Here is a 15,124-nt window from a genome sequence, read left to right as displayed (position 1 = left end):
CCGATACGGTCTTGTTCACCCACCAGACGATCCCTCCAGTTCAACATCCCGAGTGCCGGGGGGCTCGACTTGCACCAGGGCCGCAAACTCGCCGGTAAGTTCGGCGACACGCTTGGACCACTCGTTGTCGCATGCATACGCGCGCAGCAAGCCGCGGTCCCACGTTCTTTTCAATGCGTCCTCGATCGCCTGCTGAAGGGCGGGCGGATCGCCAAACGGGACCACGACTCCCAACTCGGGGCGGCAAACCACCTCACGATTGCCGCCCACATCGGTGGTGACCACGGGCAGTCCGCAGGCCATTGCTTCGAGAAACACGTTTGCCCAGCCCTCGTTCCGGGTTGCCAAGACGAAAACGTCCGCCGCGGACAAGGGCACCTTCAGCTCGTCCGGTGCCAGCACGCCGAGGAAGCGCACCACATGTTCAAGACCCAAGGCCTTCACCTGCTGTTCCAGGGTTGTGCGCCAGTCCCCTTCGGCGCTCGCCCCTCCCACGATCAGAAACACGAGCCCCGGAAACTCTCGCGCCAATGCCGGCAACAGCTCGATCACGCGGTGAAAGCCCTTGCGTTCAGTCAGCCCACCTACCGAAACCAGCACGGGGACCTGATCGGGCAAACCCAGCGCGGCACGCGCTTGAGCGCGTGGAAGCGGATAAAACCTCAGTGTATCGACGCCATTGCCGATCACTCGCACTTTTGTGGGCGCAAGACCCATTTGTACGGCCAGCGAGCGCAGTGACTCGGACACGGCGAAGACCCTGGTCGCATCGCCCAGCGCGCGCGCGAGCCGGGACTTGAGAGCCGGGGTACGCGAATGTCTCGGTTCGGTACCCCGCAAGGTGATGGCCACGGGGGTTCGGAACCATCGCCCCAGCAGGGTTGCAGCATATCCGTCCGGATATCCGAAGTGCGCGTCAATGACATCCATTCGCCCGGATCGCTTGAGGCTTCGCATCACGCGAAAACTGCCAAGCGCGAGGAACAAGCCGTCGAGTCGCTTGCACACCCCGGGAACACTCAGGAATTTCGGGTGAATGACGTCAATGCCACTCTGCTTCTCCCGAAAGGGCACCGTGGGCCGGAAATGCGGACGCCACAGGCGGATCAGCGACTGGCATGGAAACCACGGCACTGGCGCAACCACCGTCATCGGCAGAGTCTGCCCGACGCGAAACATGCGCTCACGGATGAACAGCCCTGCGCCGGGCTGGGCAGCATTCGGGAAAAGCGTGGAGAACACGACGATTTTCGGTCTCCCTCCACCCATCTCAGTGCTCCATCGCCCGAGCAAGCGCGGCGTCGAGTTCCGAGCCCATTTCAAGGGCAAATCTTTCGAGTGTCGCGATGACTTTCGCGCGCTCATCGGTGCGAACGGGTGCATAGATCATGACCACTGCCGAGTCGTCGCCGCCACCGCGCAGTCGCGAAGCCGCCTGATACAACTTGGCCACATAATCGCTGCTGGTCCAGCGCCCATCGACCCAGTACCAGTGCCACACTAGCAGGCGACTGGATGCATCGAAGACTTCCGTGTCGCGCACGGTCACCGACTGCTCACCGAGGCGTGCCGTATGTTCGCCGTAAGCCGCCATGCGCCACTGCTTGTCCTTGTACTTGAGCACACGATTCGCCGAATTGATGAGCTCCTCACCTGGGCGCTGGTTGCGGTAATAGCCGACATACAAACCCACCGGTGCGCCGCCACCATCCCACACCTCGCGCAGTTCGCCGCGCATGCCCGAATAATGCGGTTTCCACTCCGGCACGCGTTCCGCTGCAACCCTGTGCCACGTCGCACCCGCCTGCAATCCGGGCAGGTTCACCGGGCCGTGCTGCCCCTGCGCGTTGAGCGTGCGGAGCAGCGGGGGCCACAGCATCGGGATCGCAAGGGCCACTGCGAGCATTGCAAGCACGACCCGCAACGACGGCATGCTGGCGCGCGTTGCCAGCCCCCGGGACACCGCGGGGGACTCCGGAACGAGGTCCTCGCGCCAGCGACCACCCACCCAGAACAGCGCGAGCATCACCAGCCCGAAAAACACCCAGCCATAGATCAGATGATCCACACCGGCAGCAAGCCGGTTATCGCTCAGATGAGCGAGCATCACAATCCCGTACGCGCGCAGCCAGTTCGCAAGAATTGGCAACGCCACCGACAAGGCCACGAAAATCAGCCGCTTGCGCAGCGAACGATAGGTCAGATGGGCGTACAGGCTCCCCACGACCACCGAGGCGATCAGGTAGCGCACTCCACTACAGCCCTCGACCACCGCCCAGTTCCCGGATGGGATCACCAGGCTGCGGCCCTCGGCATAGACCGGCACCCCCGACAGCCGCAACCCCCATATGACGAAATCGGTCGTGCGATCCATCATCGTCGGGAACAGGAACTCGCCAAACGGCACCAGGAAGAACAGGAATCCCAACGGAAACGCCAGCGCCCGGGCGACCTGCGTCCCCATCACCGCCCACACCAGCGCAATCACCATACCGACCAGCGCAAACTGCGAAACGCTCGCAACGCCTGCCAGTTCGCCCAGCAACCAGGCGAACCCGGCGACGCCCATGATGAGCATGCCGAGCAGCGATGGGGCGACCGGCACGTTGCGCAACTGCTCGCGGTTTCGCCAGATCAGCCAGATGGAGATCGGTGCGACGAGAAAACCATGCGCATAGGTATCCGAGCGGTTCCAGATTTCCACCAGCGATGCGACGGTATCGCGATACCACCACAGCATGCCCACCAGCGCCACCGCCAGCACGACCAGGTGCTGCGCTGCGCCACGGCCGGAAACGGTGCCGCCGGCTTGTCGAACGCCATCGGCCCGGAACGGGACTTCGTGCTCGGGAGCACTCATGCGATACCTGCCAGTCTGTTGTAAGGGATTCGATAAGCCGCAACGCTGGTGCGCCAGTTGCGCTCGGCTTCGACAAAACGCCGCCCGGCGGCGCGATAATCACCCCACTGTCCGCGCTGCGCGAGCATTCCACCGACCGCCTCGCTCAGCGCCGCGGCGCTGCCGGCGCGGAACAGTCGCCCGGTTTCGCCGTCGCGCACCAGTTCCTTGTGCCCCCCGACGTCGGACGCGACGAACACCCGCCCCTGCGCCATCGCTTCAAGCGGCTTGAGCGGTGTCACGAGTTCAGTCAGGCGCATCGAGTGGCGCGGATAAGCCAGCAGGTCGATCAAGTCGTAATAGCGGCTGACCTCGCCGTGCGGCACCCGTCCGGTAAAGATCACGCGTTCGGCGATCCCCAACCGCGCCGCCTGCGCTTTCAGATTCGCCTCCTGCGGACCACCGCCCACCAGCAGCACGCGCAAGTCCGGCTGTCGTGCAAGCAAGGCCGGCACCGCATCGAGCAGCAGATCCAGCCCCTCGTAGGCGTAGAAGGAGCCGACGAAACCAATCACCGTCTTGCCTTCCAGACCGAGGCGGGCCTTGAGCGCCGCATCCGGCTCGCCCGAGAGCTGGAAGGACTCGATATCCACCGCATTCGGGATCACAGTCACTCGTTCAGCCGGAATTCCGCGCGACACGATGTCGGCACGCAGGCCCTCGCAGATCGTGAACACATGGTCGACACGCCTCAGCGCCCAGGTTTCCAGCGCATGGGTCAGGCGGTAGCGCAGGCTATGCTCGCGCGTGGTGCCATGATCCACGGCGGCGTCCTCCCAGAACGCCCGGATCTCGTACACCACGGGTATTCCCAGCCGTCGCCCCGCACGCAGGGCCGGCAGCACGTTGAGTACCGGCGAATGGGCGTGAATCAGGTCCGGTCGCAGCTTGGCGGCAACCTCGCCGATGCGTGCCTCCAAGGCCTGCATCAGTGCCACTTCGCGAATCACCGGCGTTTCGGCCGCAATGGCAGGGGTGCGGAAAAAGTGCAGCCCATCGACGTCCTCTTCGGCCGCGGCCACCTTGCCCTGCTTCGGGGACGTCACATGAAAGGTTTCCCAGCCGAGCGCGCGCTGCTCGCGCAGAATCGCCGCCGAGCGGAAGGTGTAGCCGCTGTGCAGCGGGATGGAGTGATCGAATACGTGCAGGATGCGCATGATTCAGACCGCCACCCGTACCGGTTCGACCCGCTCGGCCAGTGCGCCGCTGTTGCGCACGAAGGACTCGAACATCATCAGCGTCCACAGGGGGGCGCTGTAATCGCGCACGCCCGACTGATGCGCATCGACCAGATGGCGCAGCGTGTCGGTGTTGAACAGGCCGGTAGCCGCAAGCGTTTCGCCGAGCATGGCCTCGCGGACACGCGCCTTCAGCGGGCCACGGAACCAGCGCGCCAACGGCACGGAAAACCCCATCTTGGGGCGGTACAACACCTCGCTCGGCAACATCGGTTCCATCGCCTTCTTGAACAGATACTTGCCTTCTCGCCCTTTTACCTTCAGCCCGGACGGCAGCGTAGCCAGCCATTCGACCAGCGGATGATCCATCAGCGGCTCGCGCACTTCGAGCGAGTGCGCCATGCTCGCGCGGTCCACCTTGGTGTTGATGTCGCCGACAAGATAGGTCTTCAGGTCGAGATACTGGACCAGCGCCAACGGATCGTCGGTCCCGGCGGTGCCGGCGTGGCGACGAAACACCTCCAGCGCGCTGTAGCCACCCAGTTGCGCCTTGAAGGCACTCGAATACAGCTGCCGGCGCAGGTCGTCGCGCAGAATCGACACCGAGTGGAAATAGGCCTGCACCGAATCGCGCGCCAGCGCCTGGAAAGTGGTCTTCGCGCGCAGCACCCGCGGCGCCCAGTCTGCCTTCGGATACAGGCGCCCGAGCATGCCGAACATCGGCCGGCGCACGCCCAGCGGCAGGCTCGCACGCAGCTTCTCTTCCATCATGTGCAGGCGATAGCGTCGATACCCGCCAAAACTCTCGTCGCCGCCGTCGCCCGACAGCGCCACGGTCACCTTCTTGCGCGCCAGCTGACAGACCCGGTAAGTGGGAATCGCGGAGCTGTCGGCATACGGTTCGTCGTACAGGTCCGCCAGCGTGTCGATCAGGTCGAAGTCATCGGACTGGACGATTTCGACGTAATGGTTCGTGCGATAGCGGTCCGCAACCTGCTGCGCAAAGGCGGATTCGTTGAAGGCCGGATCATCGAACGCGATCGAGCAGGTATTCACGGGCTCGTTCGACAGGCCCGCCATGGTCGCGACCACGGCGCTCGAATCGACGCCACCGGAAAGGAAGGCGCCCAGCGGCACGTCCGCGATCATGCGCAAGCGCACTGATTCGCGCAGCCGCTCGCTCAGTTCGGCGGTAGCGTCTGCGAGGCTGAGCGGGTTGTCGAGCGTGAATCGCACGTCCCAGTAGCTTTTCGGCGCTGGCACTGGCTCGCCGCGCCGGATCGTCAGCGTTTCGGCCGGCCCGAGCTTTTTCGCGCCACTGAAGATCGTGCGCGGCTCGGCGACATAGCCCAAGGCAAAATACTCCTCCACCGCGTACGGGTCGATGCTCCGGTCCAGCGCCGGATGCTGCATCAGCACCTTGAGTTCGGAGCCGAACGCAAACGTGCCGTCGGGCAGCAGCGCATAGTGCAGCGGTTTCACCCCCAGGCGGTCACGCGCGAGAAACAGCGTGTCGCGGTTACGATCCCACAGCACAAACGCGAACATGCCGCGAAAACGTCGCACGCAGTCCTCGCCCCATTCTTCCCAGGCATGGACGATGACCTCGGTGTCGCTGCGGGTGTGGAAACGGTGGCCGCATTGCTCCAGCTCGGGAACCAGTTCCTGATAGTTGTAGATCTCGCCGTTAAACACCACGGCAACCGAACCGTCTTCATTGAACAGCGGCTGTTGGCCGGTCGACAGGTCGATGATCGACAAGCGCCGGTGCGCCAACGCCACGCCCGGTTCGAAATGCACGCCTCCCTCGTCCGGCCCGCGGTGGTGCTGGATGTCGTTCATGCGTTGCACGAGATCGCGCGAAAACTCGCGCTTGTCGCGGGTGTGGAACAGTCCGGCAATTCCGCACATCGGCGCTTCCCCTTCAGTCAGGTTGCGGGCGCAGGGCGCCCCGCCGCATCAAGCAAGGACTCATACAGGCCGCCATAGCGGGCGACCATGCCGTCGATACTGAATTCCCCCTCCGCGCGCTGCCGCCCCGCCCGGCCATGCGCCCGTGCAAGTTCGCCATCGGCCAGATAGTGCGCCAGCGCATCGGCCAGCGCGGCACTGTCCTCCGCCGGCACCAGCATCCCCGTTTCGCCGTCCACGACCAGCTCCGGATTGCCCCCCACGCGTGTGGCGATCACCGGCAAGCCGCAGGCCATCGCCTCCAGGATGGTGTTGGAGATCCCTTCCGCCCGCGAAGGCAGCACGAAGATGTCCATCGCCCGCATCGCCTCCGGCACATCACGTCGTTCGCCCGTCAACCATACCCGCTCACCGATCCGGTTACGCGCAATTTCGTGCTCCACCGCATCCCGCAAGGGCCCATCGCCGACAATCATCAGGCGCAGCTGCTGTGTCCGCTCCGGCTCGCGCTCTACCAGCAGCGCAAACGCCCGCACCAGATTCAGCGGATCCTTGATCGCCTGCAGCCGCCCCGCCGTCCCGATCACGCGCAGCCCGGCTTCCCGAAACGGCGAATCGGACGGGACTTCGCGCGCGCCGTGCGCCGGCCGGAAGCGCACCGTATCGACCCCGTTGCAGATACGCACGACCCGTCCCGGCACGACTCCGACGTACGAGGTCAAATATGACTGCAGATGATTGGACAGCGCTATGTACTGGGTCACGAATGGACGATACAGGCGGCGCATGATACGAAACCGGCGACGCGTGCCATCAGGGTCGGACACATCCCAGCCATGCTCGCCATGCACCCGCACCGGCACGCCGGCCGCCCACGCGGGCACTACGGCTTCCAGTGCGGCAAGGTTGCGCGTATGCACGATTGCGGGACGCAATTGGCAAAACAGCCGATACAGCGCGGGATAAAGCTTGAAGCCATGCCCCGGCGGCTTGTGCAGCGAGAAGAAATGCACGTCATCATGCAGCACCCGCGCGCAGAACTCCGGCACGCATTCGGTCAGTGCGACGACGGCATGGCGAAAGCGGCTTGGCGGCAGATGATTGATCAGATTCACCACGCCGTTTTCCAGCCCGCCGACCTCGAACCGGTACACCACATGCACCACCAACGGACGCGGATCGTCATCAGCCCATTCACGCACTCTGAGCGGCACCGGGGCCTGATCCGCCGATGTTCCCAGCAACACGTCCAGCCGCGTCAAGTGCGCTTCCCAGCTGTACGCTGCGAGTACGCACGCGCGCGCCGCATGCCCCATCCGCTTGCGCCGCGGCGCATGCCCGAGCAAGGCCGAAATGCGCCCGGCAAACGCCTCGGCACCCTCGGCAGTGTCGAAATCGACCCCTGCCGTTCCCGCAAGACCGACCGCCGCGGGCGCCGAAACAACCACCGGCCGGCCCATCGCCATCGCTTCCAGCACCTTGTTCTGGATCCCGCGCGCCACCCTCAGCGGCGCCGCAAGCACGTCGGCGTGCGCCAGCCAGGGGCGCACATCGGGCACGCTGCCGGTGACCACCACCCCGGAACCCGCCAGCGCGAGCACCGCGGGCGACGGATTCATGCCAACGATATAGAAACGCACGTCCGGACGCACACTGCGGATCGCGGGAAGAATCGCCTGCACGAACCAGGTCACCGCATCGACGTTCGGCCAGTAATCCATTGCGCCGGTAAACGCCACCACCGGCCCACCGTCCGGATACGGATCGGGATATGCCTGCTCGGGAGAAAAGAATGCCGCATCGACCCCGTTCGGCATCGCCCAAACACGGCTCGCCGCTTCCGGCGCCAGTTGCCGGAACAATCCCGCTTCAGCCTCGGTCACGAACAGGCTCGCATCGGCGACCCCCGCCATCTTCCGCTCGAACACGAGCAGCCTCTCGCCTTCCCGCCGGTACAACCACGACATCGGCCAGCGCCGCTTGACGGCATACTCCAACCACTTCGCCGAATCCACATCGCAAAAATCCGCGATGCGTCTTTCCAGCCCTTGCACGTCCAGGTACTGCGCCATCGGCCCCGAAAAGGCCACCGCATGGCGGACCCCATGCAAACGCACGATCCCGCGCACCCAAGCCCGCAGGCCGGCATCGCGGTAATACGGCAGGCTCAGGGCCTCGCCGCTCAACAAGCCCGTCAGACTCGCAATCCGGGCCCAACGCGGCGCCAGATCCACCGCATGCACCTCGGCGCACCATTCACGCAGGCACTCCACATGTGCCCGATCCTCCGGATGATCGACAAAGGTGCCCAGATACACCCGATAAGAGCGGGCCAGATGGCGCAGGATGTTGAACGATCGTACCTTGTCGCCCTTGTTCGGCGGATACGGAATGCGATGCACCAGATAGAGCAGTGCCGGCCGGTTATCCATCGTCATCCGAGATTGCGCACGATATGCGGCCCCAAGGCGTTCGCCACCCGAAGCGGCAGCCTGCGCCACAGCGCGATGAAGGCACGGTATTTCGGATTCATGGGATTGTTCTGCGGCACCGCATCGCGCTTGTACAGGCGGTACTCGTACGACAGCGGTGTCGGCTCGAAACCCCAGTTCTTCTTGAAACCATACGGCCCCGTCCCGACCTTGCTACGGCCGAAGTCGAACAGGCGATAACCACGCGCGCACGCGCGCCGCATCAATTCCCAGTATTTGAAGTCGTTGGCGGCAAGATCGCGCGCCACCACCGCATCACCCGCGTAATACGGCAACACTTCGTCGCGGAAATAGAAACTCAGAACACTCGACACGGCCGTTCCATCCGTGTCGGTGACTGTCAGCACTTCACAGTCGCCGCCGAAGGCCTGCATCAGCCGCTCGAAGAACGCCTTCGGCAATGCCGGTGTGCCATGGCGCAGCACATTGCCGGCATACAGCGCGAAAAAGCGCTCGACGTCGGCATCGATCTCGCTCGCCAGCCCGTTCCTGATCGCCTTGCGCACCATCGCACGCTGCTTGCGCGGAATCGCCAGCAGGTTCGCCTCATCGTCGGGCAGAATTTCCTTGCGGAAAGTCACGTAGAGATCCTGCCGCGGCCAGTCCGCATGGCGCACACCCAGATTGCGAAACTCGAGATGCTGCACCCCCAGTCGTCGCGCCAGCGCCTCCGCCTCCGCCTCCAGCGGCGCAACGGCATCCGCCGCGCCGGCAATCCCGCCGTACACGCAGAACGGCAGCGAGGTCAGCGCATGTCCGAACAAGCGGCTATTGACTTCCGCCAGCGGCAGCACCGCGACGATCTCCCCCGCGCGCTCGGCGAACAGAAAAAAGGTCCGGTGTCGGAACACGTCACGAATGATGTCCCGCCACGCAGAAAGATGGAAAAACGTCGCGTCGGGACAGGCGCGCACGAACGCATCCCATCGCACCCGGTCAGCCTCGCCGAGTTGTTTCACGAGCAAAGGCGGTCTATCCATCAACTTTGCTCCCGTATGCGGACTCAGTCGGCGGCGCCGAAAACGTGGTCCGCTCGGCCCCAGACAAAATCGCGCAGCAGGCACCGCAGGCGCCCCTCGGTCCGCGCGAGATTCACGTAATGGCGAAAGCGCGTCCTGGCCGTCGCATCGCGCACGCGCGGCTGTTCAGGATCGACCTCCCACGGATGAAAATAGAAGATTGCCGCCCGACCATCGGCGCGATTCACCCGTCCGATCTGCCAGCGCGAGACCGCATACGGCAACAGGCGGAAATAGCCGCCGCCGCCCGCCGGCCAGTTACGCCCCAGCCAGCGCATCGTCGTGACCGGCACCTCCAGCAACCCGCTCTCCAACCGATACGGAAAGCGCGGCGCATCGGGCATCCCGTAATGATCGTGACGCACCGGATACACGCTGGAACTGTATACATAGCCCGCCTGAGCGATGCAGTCGTGTGCCCAGAGATTGCCCTTTCCGATCGAAAAGCTGGGCGCGCGGTAACCGATGATGCGCTGCCCGGCAATATCCTCCAGCACCGCCTTCGCCAGCACGATATCCGCGAGAAAGAGTTCACGCGATTGCGTGCTGGCACGCTCGTGGCCATAACCGTGGCTGGCAATCTCGTGCCCGGACTCCGCAATGCGTCGCACCAGTTGAGGGTAACGCTCTGCGATCCAGCCCAACGTGAAGAAGGTTGCCGTCGCTCCATGTTCGTCGAGCAAGCCGAGAATCAGGTCCACATTGCGCTCGACCCGGCACGGCACCTGTTCCCAATCACTGCGCGGAAAATGCGGCGCCAACGCGGAAACCTGGAAGTAATCTTCCACATCGATGGTCAGCGCGTTGACGATCAGTTTGCTCATCGCACGGCCCTTATCCCTCGTGCGCCGTCAACCAGCTACCGAGGTGGGCAGCGATGCGCTCCGCGGCACGTCCGTCCCAGTATTCCGGTATCCGCCCACGCTTGCCGCCTCCGGCAAGAACGGCTTCCGCCGCTGCACGCAATGCATCCGGGTCAACACCGACCAGCGTATTGGTGCCCTGCTCAACAGTGATCGGCCGCTCGGTGTTCTCACGTATCGTCAGGCAGGGCACACCAAGCGCGGTTGTTTCTTCCTGAATCCCGCCCGAATCGGTCAGCACCATGCTCGCGCTCGCCATCAGGCCGAGCATTTCCAGATAGCCCTGCGGCGGCAGGATGATAAAACCCGGCAGGTCCAGCCGATCCTGCATGCCGAAACAGTCGAGGTTGTTGCGCGTGCGCGGGTGCAGCGCAAACACCAGCGGCAGCCGCACACTGATATCGCGCAGTGCGTCGATGATCGGCCCCAGCGTCTGCGGGTGATCGACGTTCGACGGCCGATGCAGCGTCACCACGCCATAACCACCGGCAATACGCTCCGGCCCGTAACCTGCGGCGGCCAGCAACTCCACCGGCGGTGGCGCCTTCGGCAAGTTTGCGAGCAGGCTGTCGATCATCACATTGCCGACAAAAACCGCACGCTCGGCGGGAATGCCCTCGCGTGCCAGATTCGCATGCGCGCTGCGTTCGGTCGTGTATAGGATGTCCGAAATCTGGTCAGTCAGAATGCGGTTGATCTCTTCGGGCATGCGGCGGTCATTGCTGCGCAAGCCCGATTCCACATGCACCACCGGCACATCGCGTTTGGCCGCCACCAAGGCACAGGCCAGCGTCGAATTCACATCCCCGACCACCAGCACCGCGCGCGCACCGTGGGCGTCGATCACCGGCTCGAAGCGCTTCATCACCTCGGCCGTCTGCACCGCGTGACTGCCCGAGCCGACCTCCAGATTCACGTTCGGACGCGGCAAAGCAAGATCCGCAAACAGCCGGTCGTTCATCGCCGCATCGTAGTGCTGACCGGTGTGCACCAGCAGCGTGCGCAGCGACGGCTGATGGGCCGCGAGCGCACGCATGATCGGCGCCATCTTCATGTAGTTGGGGCGCGCCCCGACCACGCAGATTACCGGCGCATCACCACGCGTTTCAGTGCTCATGGGGGCTGTCCCCGGCAGCATCGTCACGGCGTACCGCCTGCAACAACTGGTTGAGCACGTCCAGCGTTGCCGCCATCGACTGCTCCAGCCCCGCGATTCGCGCCTCGATGCGCCGCACGTCGAAGTTTGCAGCCATGCCGGCGACCTGATCGGCGAGCTTGTCCGAAACATGCAGGCGATGCGGGTCGATTGCACCGAGGGCAAGCCCCGCCGGCGCATGCCCACTACCGTTCGCACCCGCTTTCACGCCGGAGGCACGCGTCGCCGGCGTCGCGAACTCCTCCTTCAACTCCGCCACCACCTCCTGCACATCGGCTTCGCCGATCGTATGCCGGTCAGCGAGGAACGCCGCCAGCATCAAGCGGTCGCAGAGTGTGTTGATGCGCCGCGGCACTCCGCCCGAGTGCGTGTAGATCACACCGAAAACGTCAGCATCGAAGGCCGGATCGGCCTGCCAGCCCACATGGTGCAGACGGTGTTCAATGTACGCGCGCGTTTCCGCCGCATCCATCGGCCCCAGGTGATAAGACGCGATCACGCGCTGACGCAGCTGCTGCATCTGCGGACTCTGCATGATCTCGCGGAATTCCGGCTGCCCGACCAGAAAGCTCTGCAGCAGGGCGTGGTCTTCCAGCTGAAAATTCGACAGCATGCGCAGCTCCTCGACCGCCAGCGGACTCAGATTCTGCGCTTCATCGACGATCAGCAGCGCGCGCTTGCCCGCCGCCGCCAGCGACACGAAGAAAGTTTCCAAGGCGAGCAGGAGTCCCGCCTTGTCGAGCGATCGGCAGGGAACACCGAATGCCGCGGCGACCATCCGCAGGATGTCGTTCTCATCAACCTGGGTGCTTACCAGATTTGCCGCCACCACTTTCTCTGGATCAAGACGCTCCAGCAGGCTGCGCACCAATGTCGTCTTCCCCGCCCCGATTTCACCGGTAACGACGATGAAACCCTCATTCTGATGCAAGCCGTATTCGAGATACGCCATCGCCCGGCGATGCCCCCGGCTGCCATAAAAGAAAGCCGGGTCGGGATTCAGCTGAAACGGTTTCGCGCGAAGCTTGAAAAAGGATTCGTACATTCCATACCCGGTCAGAAACTAATTCCCAGATTGGCCATCAGCACATTCTCGGAGAAATCACTCTCGCCGTCCGATCGCTGATGTGAAAAACGCAACCCACCCGACGTATTTGGCCCGAACTGCCTGGTGACCCCGACACTGAAGAGACTCCGCTCGGTCGCCGCGCTCGCACCGCCCGAGCCTTCGGCCCGCGAACGCAACACACTGGCATTAAGCGTCATATGCTGCGAAAGGCGGTGACTCAGTGTCATCGTCATCGATCGCGTCTTCACGGTTTCAAAGCGCGCAAAATCGTCGCTCGCATCGGTCGCCAACGCTGAGCCCAGCCTACTGCGCTCAGATTGCTGCAATACGATCGTCAGCACGTTGCGTACCCCCAGCAGCGACACGCTGCCGTTGAAATTGCGCGAAACCAGGTGCACGTTCGTCAAGACACCAAGACGCTGGCCGATGGGTGGATAGCCAAGCAGAAAGCGTACGAAGGCCTCACGCTGGATCGGATCCGGAAGCACTTGTGCAAGTGCATCGTAAAGGCCGCGAAATTCCGGATCGCTGAACACGTCAAACCCTTGAGCCTGCATCGATGAAGAAATATCGCGCGACAAGGACAGATTCCAAAGTGACGACGAACGGCGATGGCTGAACTGAACATCGTAGCCTCGCCCAAAAATGCGCTTCTCCGTGGTGGCCGAAATGGTCGTTCGCTCGGTCGGATTCCAATCAAACCCGCCACCGACGATCGTGCTTTTGTCGCCCGAACTCTCTTCGTAATCGTTCGACTCGTAACCGACGATCCCCCGCAAGCGGAACTGCGGTGTCACTGTCGCATACAGCGTTGCACGCGCGTTTTCTTCGGACACCGCCTTGTTGCTGCTGACATCACCGTAGTCGTTGTCGGACCGGCGGTAATCGAGGCCCCAACCGATGCGTCCGAACTGAACCGGATTGGACAGTTGCGCGTGCCCATCGCCTTCGCGGCGACGGCCAAGCCCGCCGCTACCAGTCATCCAGCGGCTCATGTAACTAAGCATGCCGCGGGTCTCAGCCCCCAGGGTGAAGTGCAGGCGCGGACCAACACCGAACGTACGCGTTTCATTTGCATTTTCAGTGTCAAATGGATCGCCAACGAGTCTGCCGCTCAGTTGTGAACGGTTGTTTCGGGTGACCGCGGCGTCCATATCGACGAACAACATGCGCTCCACGGCCTCGATCTCACCGCGTCCATGCAGCGACAGGAACGTATCGTTGCGATCAGATTCGCTAAAATGCGCCACGTTACGCAAACGCGCATTCAGGCTACCGTTGAAGCGGCCGCTCTCACGCAGGATCGAGATGCCAGGGGATACCTCCGCTATAAAATCCCCACCATTACCATCTCTCCCTGAGCCGTCCTTGTAGCTCAATCGCGCATCGATCTGGGGTCGCACCAGCACGGTCTGCGCTTGCGCGGTACCCAGCAGGGCAACGGCTCCCGCAAGCACCAGCGCTCTGGCTGTTGTCACTGAGCGAGTTCCTCGCACCACATCAGATCGCCGCTTCGGGCGGGGAATCGGAGCGTGCATCGGCACCGTAACCATATCCGTAACCGTATCCGTAACCATAGAGGCTGCCCCGACCGCCTTCGCTCGCCTTGTTCAGCAGCAGCAGCTTTACCGGACAAGACTCGATTGTCGCCAATGCCTGTTTCACCGCACCATGCGTGGTTCGGCCCGACTCGACGACCACAACCACCTGGCCCATATGCGTCGCCAGCACGCGTGCCTCGGTCGTCGCCAGCAAGGGCGGCGAATCGAACACAATGATGCGTTCAGCGTAGCGGGTGGCCATTTCCTCCAGCATGCGGTTCATCGCATCCGACGCGATCAGCTCCGTCGCCCGCTGGTGTGCCATCCCGGCCGGAAGAATCGACAGCTTTTCAATATTGGTGCGCAACATGACTTCCGACAGATCGGAAACATCGCCGACCAACACATCCATCAGGCCTTTCTCTGGCGCCAGTCCGAGGCGCTGCAGTATCGACGGACGGGAAAAGTCGGCATCGACCAGCAGCACCGTGTGATCGAGCTCCATCGCGATACTCATCGCGAGGTTGATTGCGGTGAACGACTTCCCCTCACCGGGCAGCGCACTGGTGACCATGATCAGGTTGGCGCTTTCGATCGCCGCTGCCCCTTTGCCCTGGGTGTTGCGAATCAACGGCCGCTTGATCACGCGAAACTCCTCGGCGATGGCGGAACGCGGCTGATTCGGCGTAACCATGCCGAACTGCGTCAGCCGGGCAAGATCCACCCTTACCTCGCGACCGCCAGCCGCCGCCACGCGCGGCCCGTCGAGCGTTTCGGGCGTCGCGGCGGAGCGCGCCGTGACAGCCGGCGCAGCCGTATCCGGAGTCGACACATCGCCATCGGGCTCAAGCCGATCGACGCGCGCACCCCCATCGCGGGGGGCAAGCGCTCCGCTTGCACCGGGGGCACCCTGCGTCGGCGCCGCTTCGGCCCGTTTGAGCTGGTCAAGCCGCTCGACTGCCTTTTCAATGAGACTCATGGATCGAACTCTCCCGA

General features: G+C 63.5%; 11 protein-coding genes. All 11 read right to left on the bottom strand.

Going from position 1 to position 15,124, the window contains the following annotated elements; all coding sequences use genetic code 11:
* Nucleotides 1–15: 15 nt before the first annotated feature.
* The 11 genes from GPA25_RS14600 to GPA25_RS14550 all read right to left on the bottom strand — a co-directional run bounded on the left by GPA25_RS14600 (nt 16) and on the right by GPA25_RS14550 (nt 15,107).
* Complete coding sequence (locus GPA25_RS14600; RefSeq protein ID WP_246265701.1) at nt 16–1,152, bottom strand: glycosyltransferase; 1,137 nt, start codon at nt 1,150–1,152, stop codon at nt 16–18.
* Between the two features lie 118 nt (nt 1,153–1,270).
* Nucleotides 1,271–2,860: an exosortase A gene (gene xrtA, locus GPA25_RS14595; RefSeq protein ID WP_169261140.1), complete on the bottom strand. Its 1,590-nt coding sequence runs from the start codon at nt 2,858–2,860 to the stop codon at nt 1,271–1,273.
* Entirely contained in the window at nt 2,857–4,056 is a 1,200-nt protein-coding gene (locus GPA25_RS14590; RefSeq protein ID WP_169261139.1) for a TIGR04063 family PEP-CTERM/XrtA system glycosyltransferase, read from the bottom strand. Before GPA25_RS14590 ends, xrtA begins: the two co-directional genes overlap by 4 nt.
* A gap of 3 nt (nt 4,057–4,059) precedes the next feature.
* Complete coding sequence (locus GPA25_RS14585) at nt 4,060–5,988, bottom strand: XrtA/PEP-CTERM system amidotransferase (protein WP_169261138.1); 1,929 nt, start codon at nt 5,986–5,988, stop codon at nt 4,060–4,062.
* A 17-nt stretch (nt 5,989–6,005) separates the two neighbouring features.
* Nucleotides 6,006–8,426, bottom strand: coding sequence for a TIGR03087 family PEP-CTERM/XrtA system glycosyltransferase (locus GPA25_RS24305; protein ID WP_343034939.1), 2,421 nt, complete (start codon nt 8,424–8,426; stop codon nt 6,006–6,008).
* On the bottom strand, nt 8,423–9,460 hold the full coding sequence (locus tag GPA25_RS14575) for a FemAB family XrtA/PEP-CTERM system-associated protein (RefSeq protein WP_169261137.1): 1,038 nt from the start codon (nt 9,458–9,460) through the stop codon (nt 8,423–8,425). The genes GPA25_RS24305 and GPA25_RS14575 overlap by 4 nt, the downstream gene beginning before the upstream one ends.
* A 23-nt stretch (nt 9,461–9,483) precedes the next feature.
* Nucleotides 9,484–10,323: an XrtA system polysaccharide deacetylase gene (locus GPA25_RS14570; RefSeq protein ID WP_169261136.1), complete on the bottom strand. Its 840-nt coding sequence runs from the start codon at nt 10,321–10,323 to the stop codon at nt 9,484–9,486.
* Between the two features lie 10 nt (nt 10,324–10,333).
* Nucleotides 10,334–11,479 (bottom strand): non-hydrolyzing UDP-N-acetylglucosamine 2-epimerase, encoded by a 1,146-nt coding sequence (gene wecB, locus GPA25_RS14565; protein ID WP_169261135.1) that lies wholly within the window; start codon nt 11,477–11,479, stop codon nt 10,334–10,336.
* Nucleotides 11,469–12,563: an XrtA/PEP-CTERM system-associated ATPase gene (locus tag GPA25_RS14560; RefSeq protein ID WP_169261134.1), complete on the bottom strand. Its 1,095-nt coding sequence runs from the start codon at nt 12,561–12,563 to the stop codon at nt 11,469–11,471. Before GPA25_RS14560 ends, wecB begins: the two co-directional genes overlap by 11 nt.
* Before the next feature lie 11 nt (nt 12,564–12,574).
* Complete coding sequence (locus GPA25_RS14555; RefSeq protein WP_169261133.1) at nt 12,575–14,065, bottom strand: TIGR03016 family PEP-CTERM system-associated outer membrane protein; 1,491 nt, start codon at nt 14,063–14,065, stop codon at nt 12,575–12,577.
* A 22-nt stretch (nt 14,066–14,087) separates the two neighbouring features.
* Nucleotides 14,088–15,107 (bottom strand): XrtA-associated tyrosine autokinase, encoded by a 1,020-nt coding sequence (locus GPA25_RS14550; RefSeq protein ID WP_169261132.1) that lies wholly within the window; start codon nt 15,105–15,107, stop codon nt 14,088–14,090.
* Nucleotides 15,108–15,124 lie beyond the last annotated feature (17 nt).

Origin of the sequence: Aromatoleum diolicum, from assembly GCF_012910955.1 — a bacterium.
Lineage (GTDB): Bacteria > Pseudomonadota > Gammaproteobacteria > Burkholderiales > Rhodocyclaceae > Aromatoleum > Aromatoleum diolicum.
The sequence above is the reverse complement of the archived record's forward strand: the minus strand, read 5'-3'. Positions and strand labels throughout refer to the sequence as shown.

Coding starts and splice junctions, on each gene's coding strand:
- GPA25_RS14600 (WP_246265701.1), bottom strand. CDS start 1,152: ATGACGGTGGTTGCGCCAGTGCCGTGGTTTCCATGCCAGTCGCTGATC.
- xrtA (WP_169261140.1), bottom strand. CDS start 2,860: ATGAGTGCTCCCGAGCACGAAGTCCCGTTCCGGGCCGATGGCGTTCGA.
- GPA25_RS14590 (WP_169261139.1), bottom strand. CDS start 4,056: ATGCGCATCCTGCACGTATTCGATCACTCCATCCCGCTGCACAGCGGC.
- GPA25_RS14585 (WP_169261138.1), bottom strand. CDS start 5,988: ATGTGCGGAATTGCCGGACTGTTCCACACCCGCGACAAGCGCGAGTTT.
- GPA25_RS24305 (WP_343034939.1), bottom strand. CDS start 8,426: ATGACGATGGATAACCGGCCGGCACTGCTCTATCTGGTGCATCGCATT.
- GPA25_RS14575 (WP_169261137.1), bottom strand. CDS start 9,460: ATGGATAGACCGCCTTTGCTCGTGAAACAACTCGGCGAGGCTGACCGG.
- GPA25_RS14570 (WP_169261136.1), bottom strand. CDS start 10,323: ATGAGCAAACTGATCGTCAACGCGCTGACCATCGATGTGGAAGATTAC.
- wecB (WP_169261135.1), bottom strand. CDS start 11,479: ATGAGCACTGAAACGCGTGGTGATGCGCCGGTAATCTGCGTGGTCGGG.
- GPA25_RS14560 (WP_169261134.1), bottom strand. CDS start 12,563: ATGTACGAATCCTTTTTCAAGCTTCGCGCGAAACCGTTTCAGCTGAAT.
- GPA25_RS14550 (WP_169261132.1), bottom strand. CDS start 15,107: ATGAGTCTCATTGAAAAGGCAGTCGAGCGGCTTGACCAGCTCAAACGG.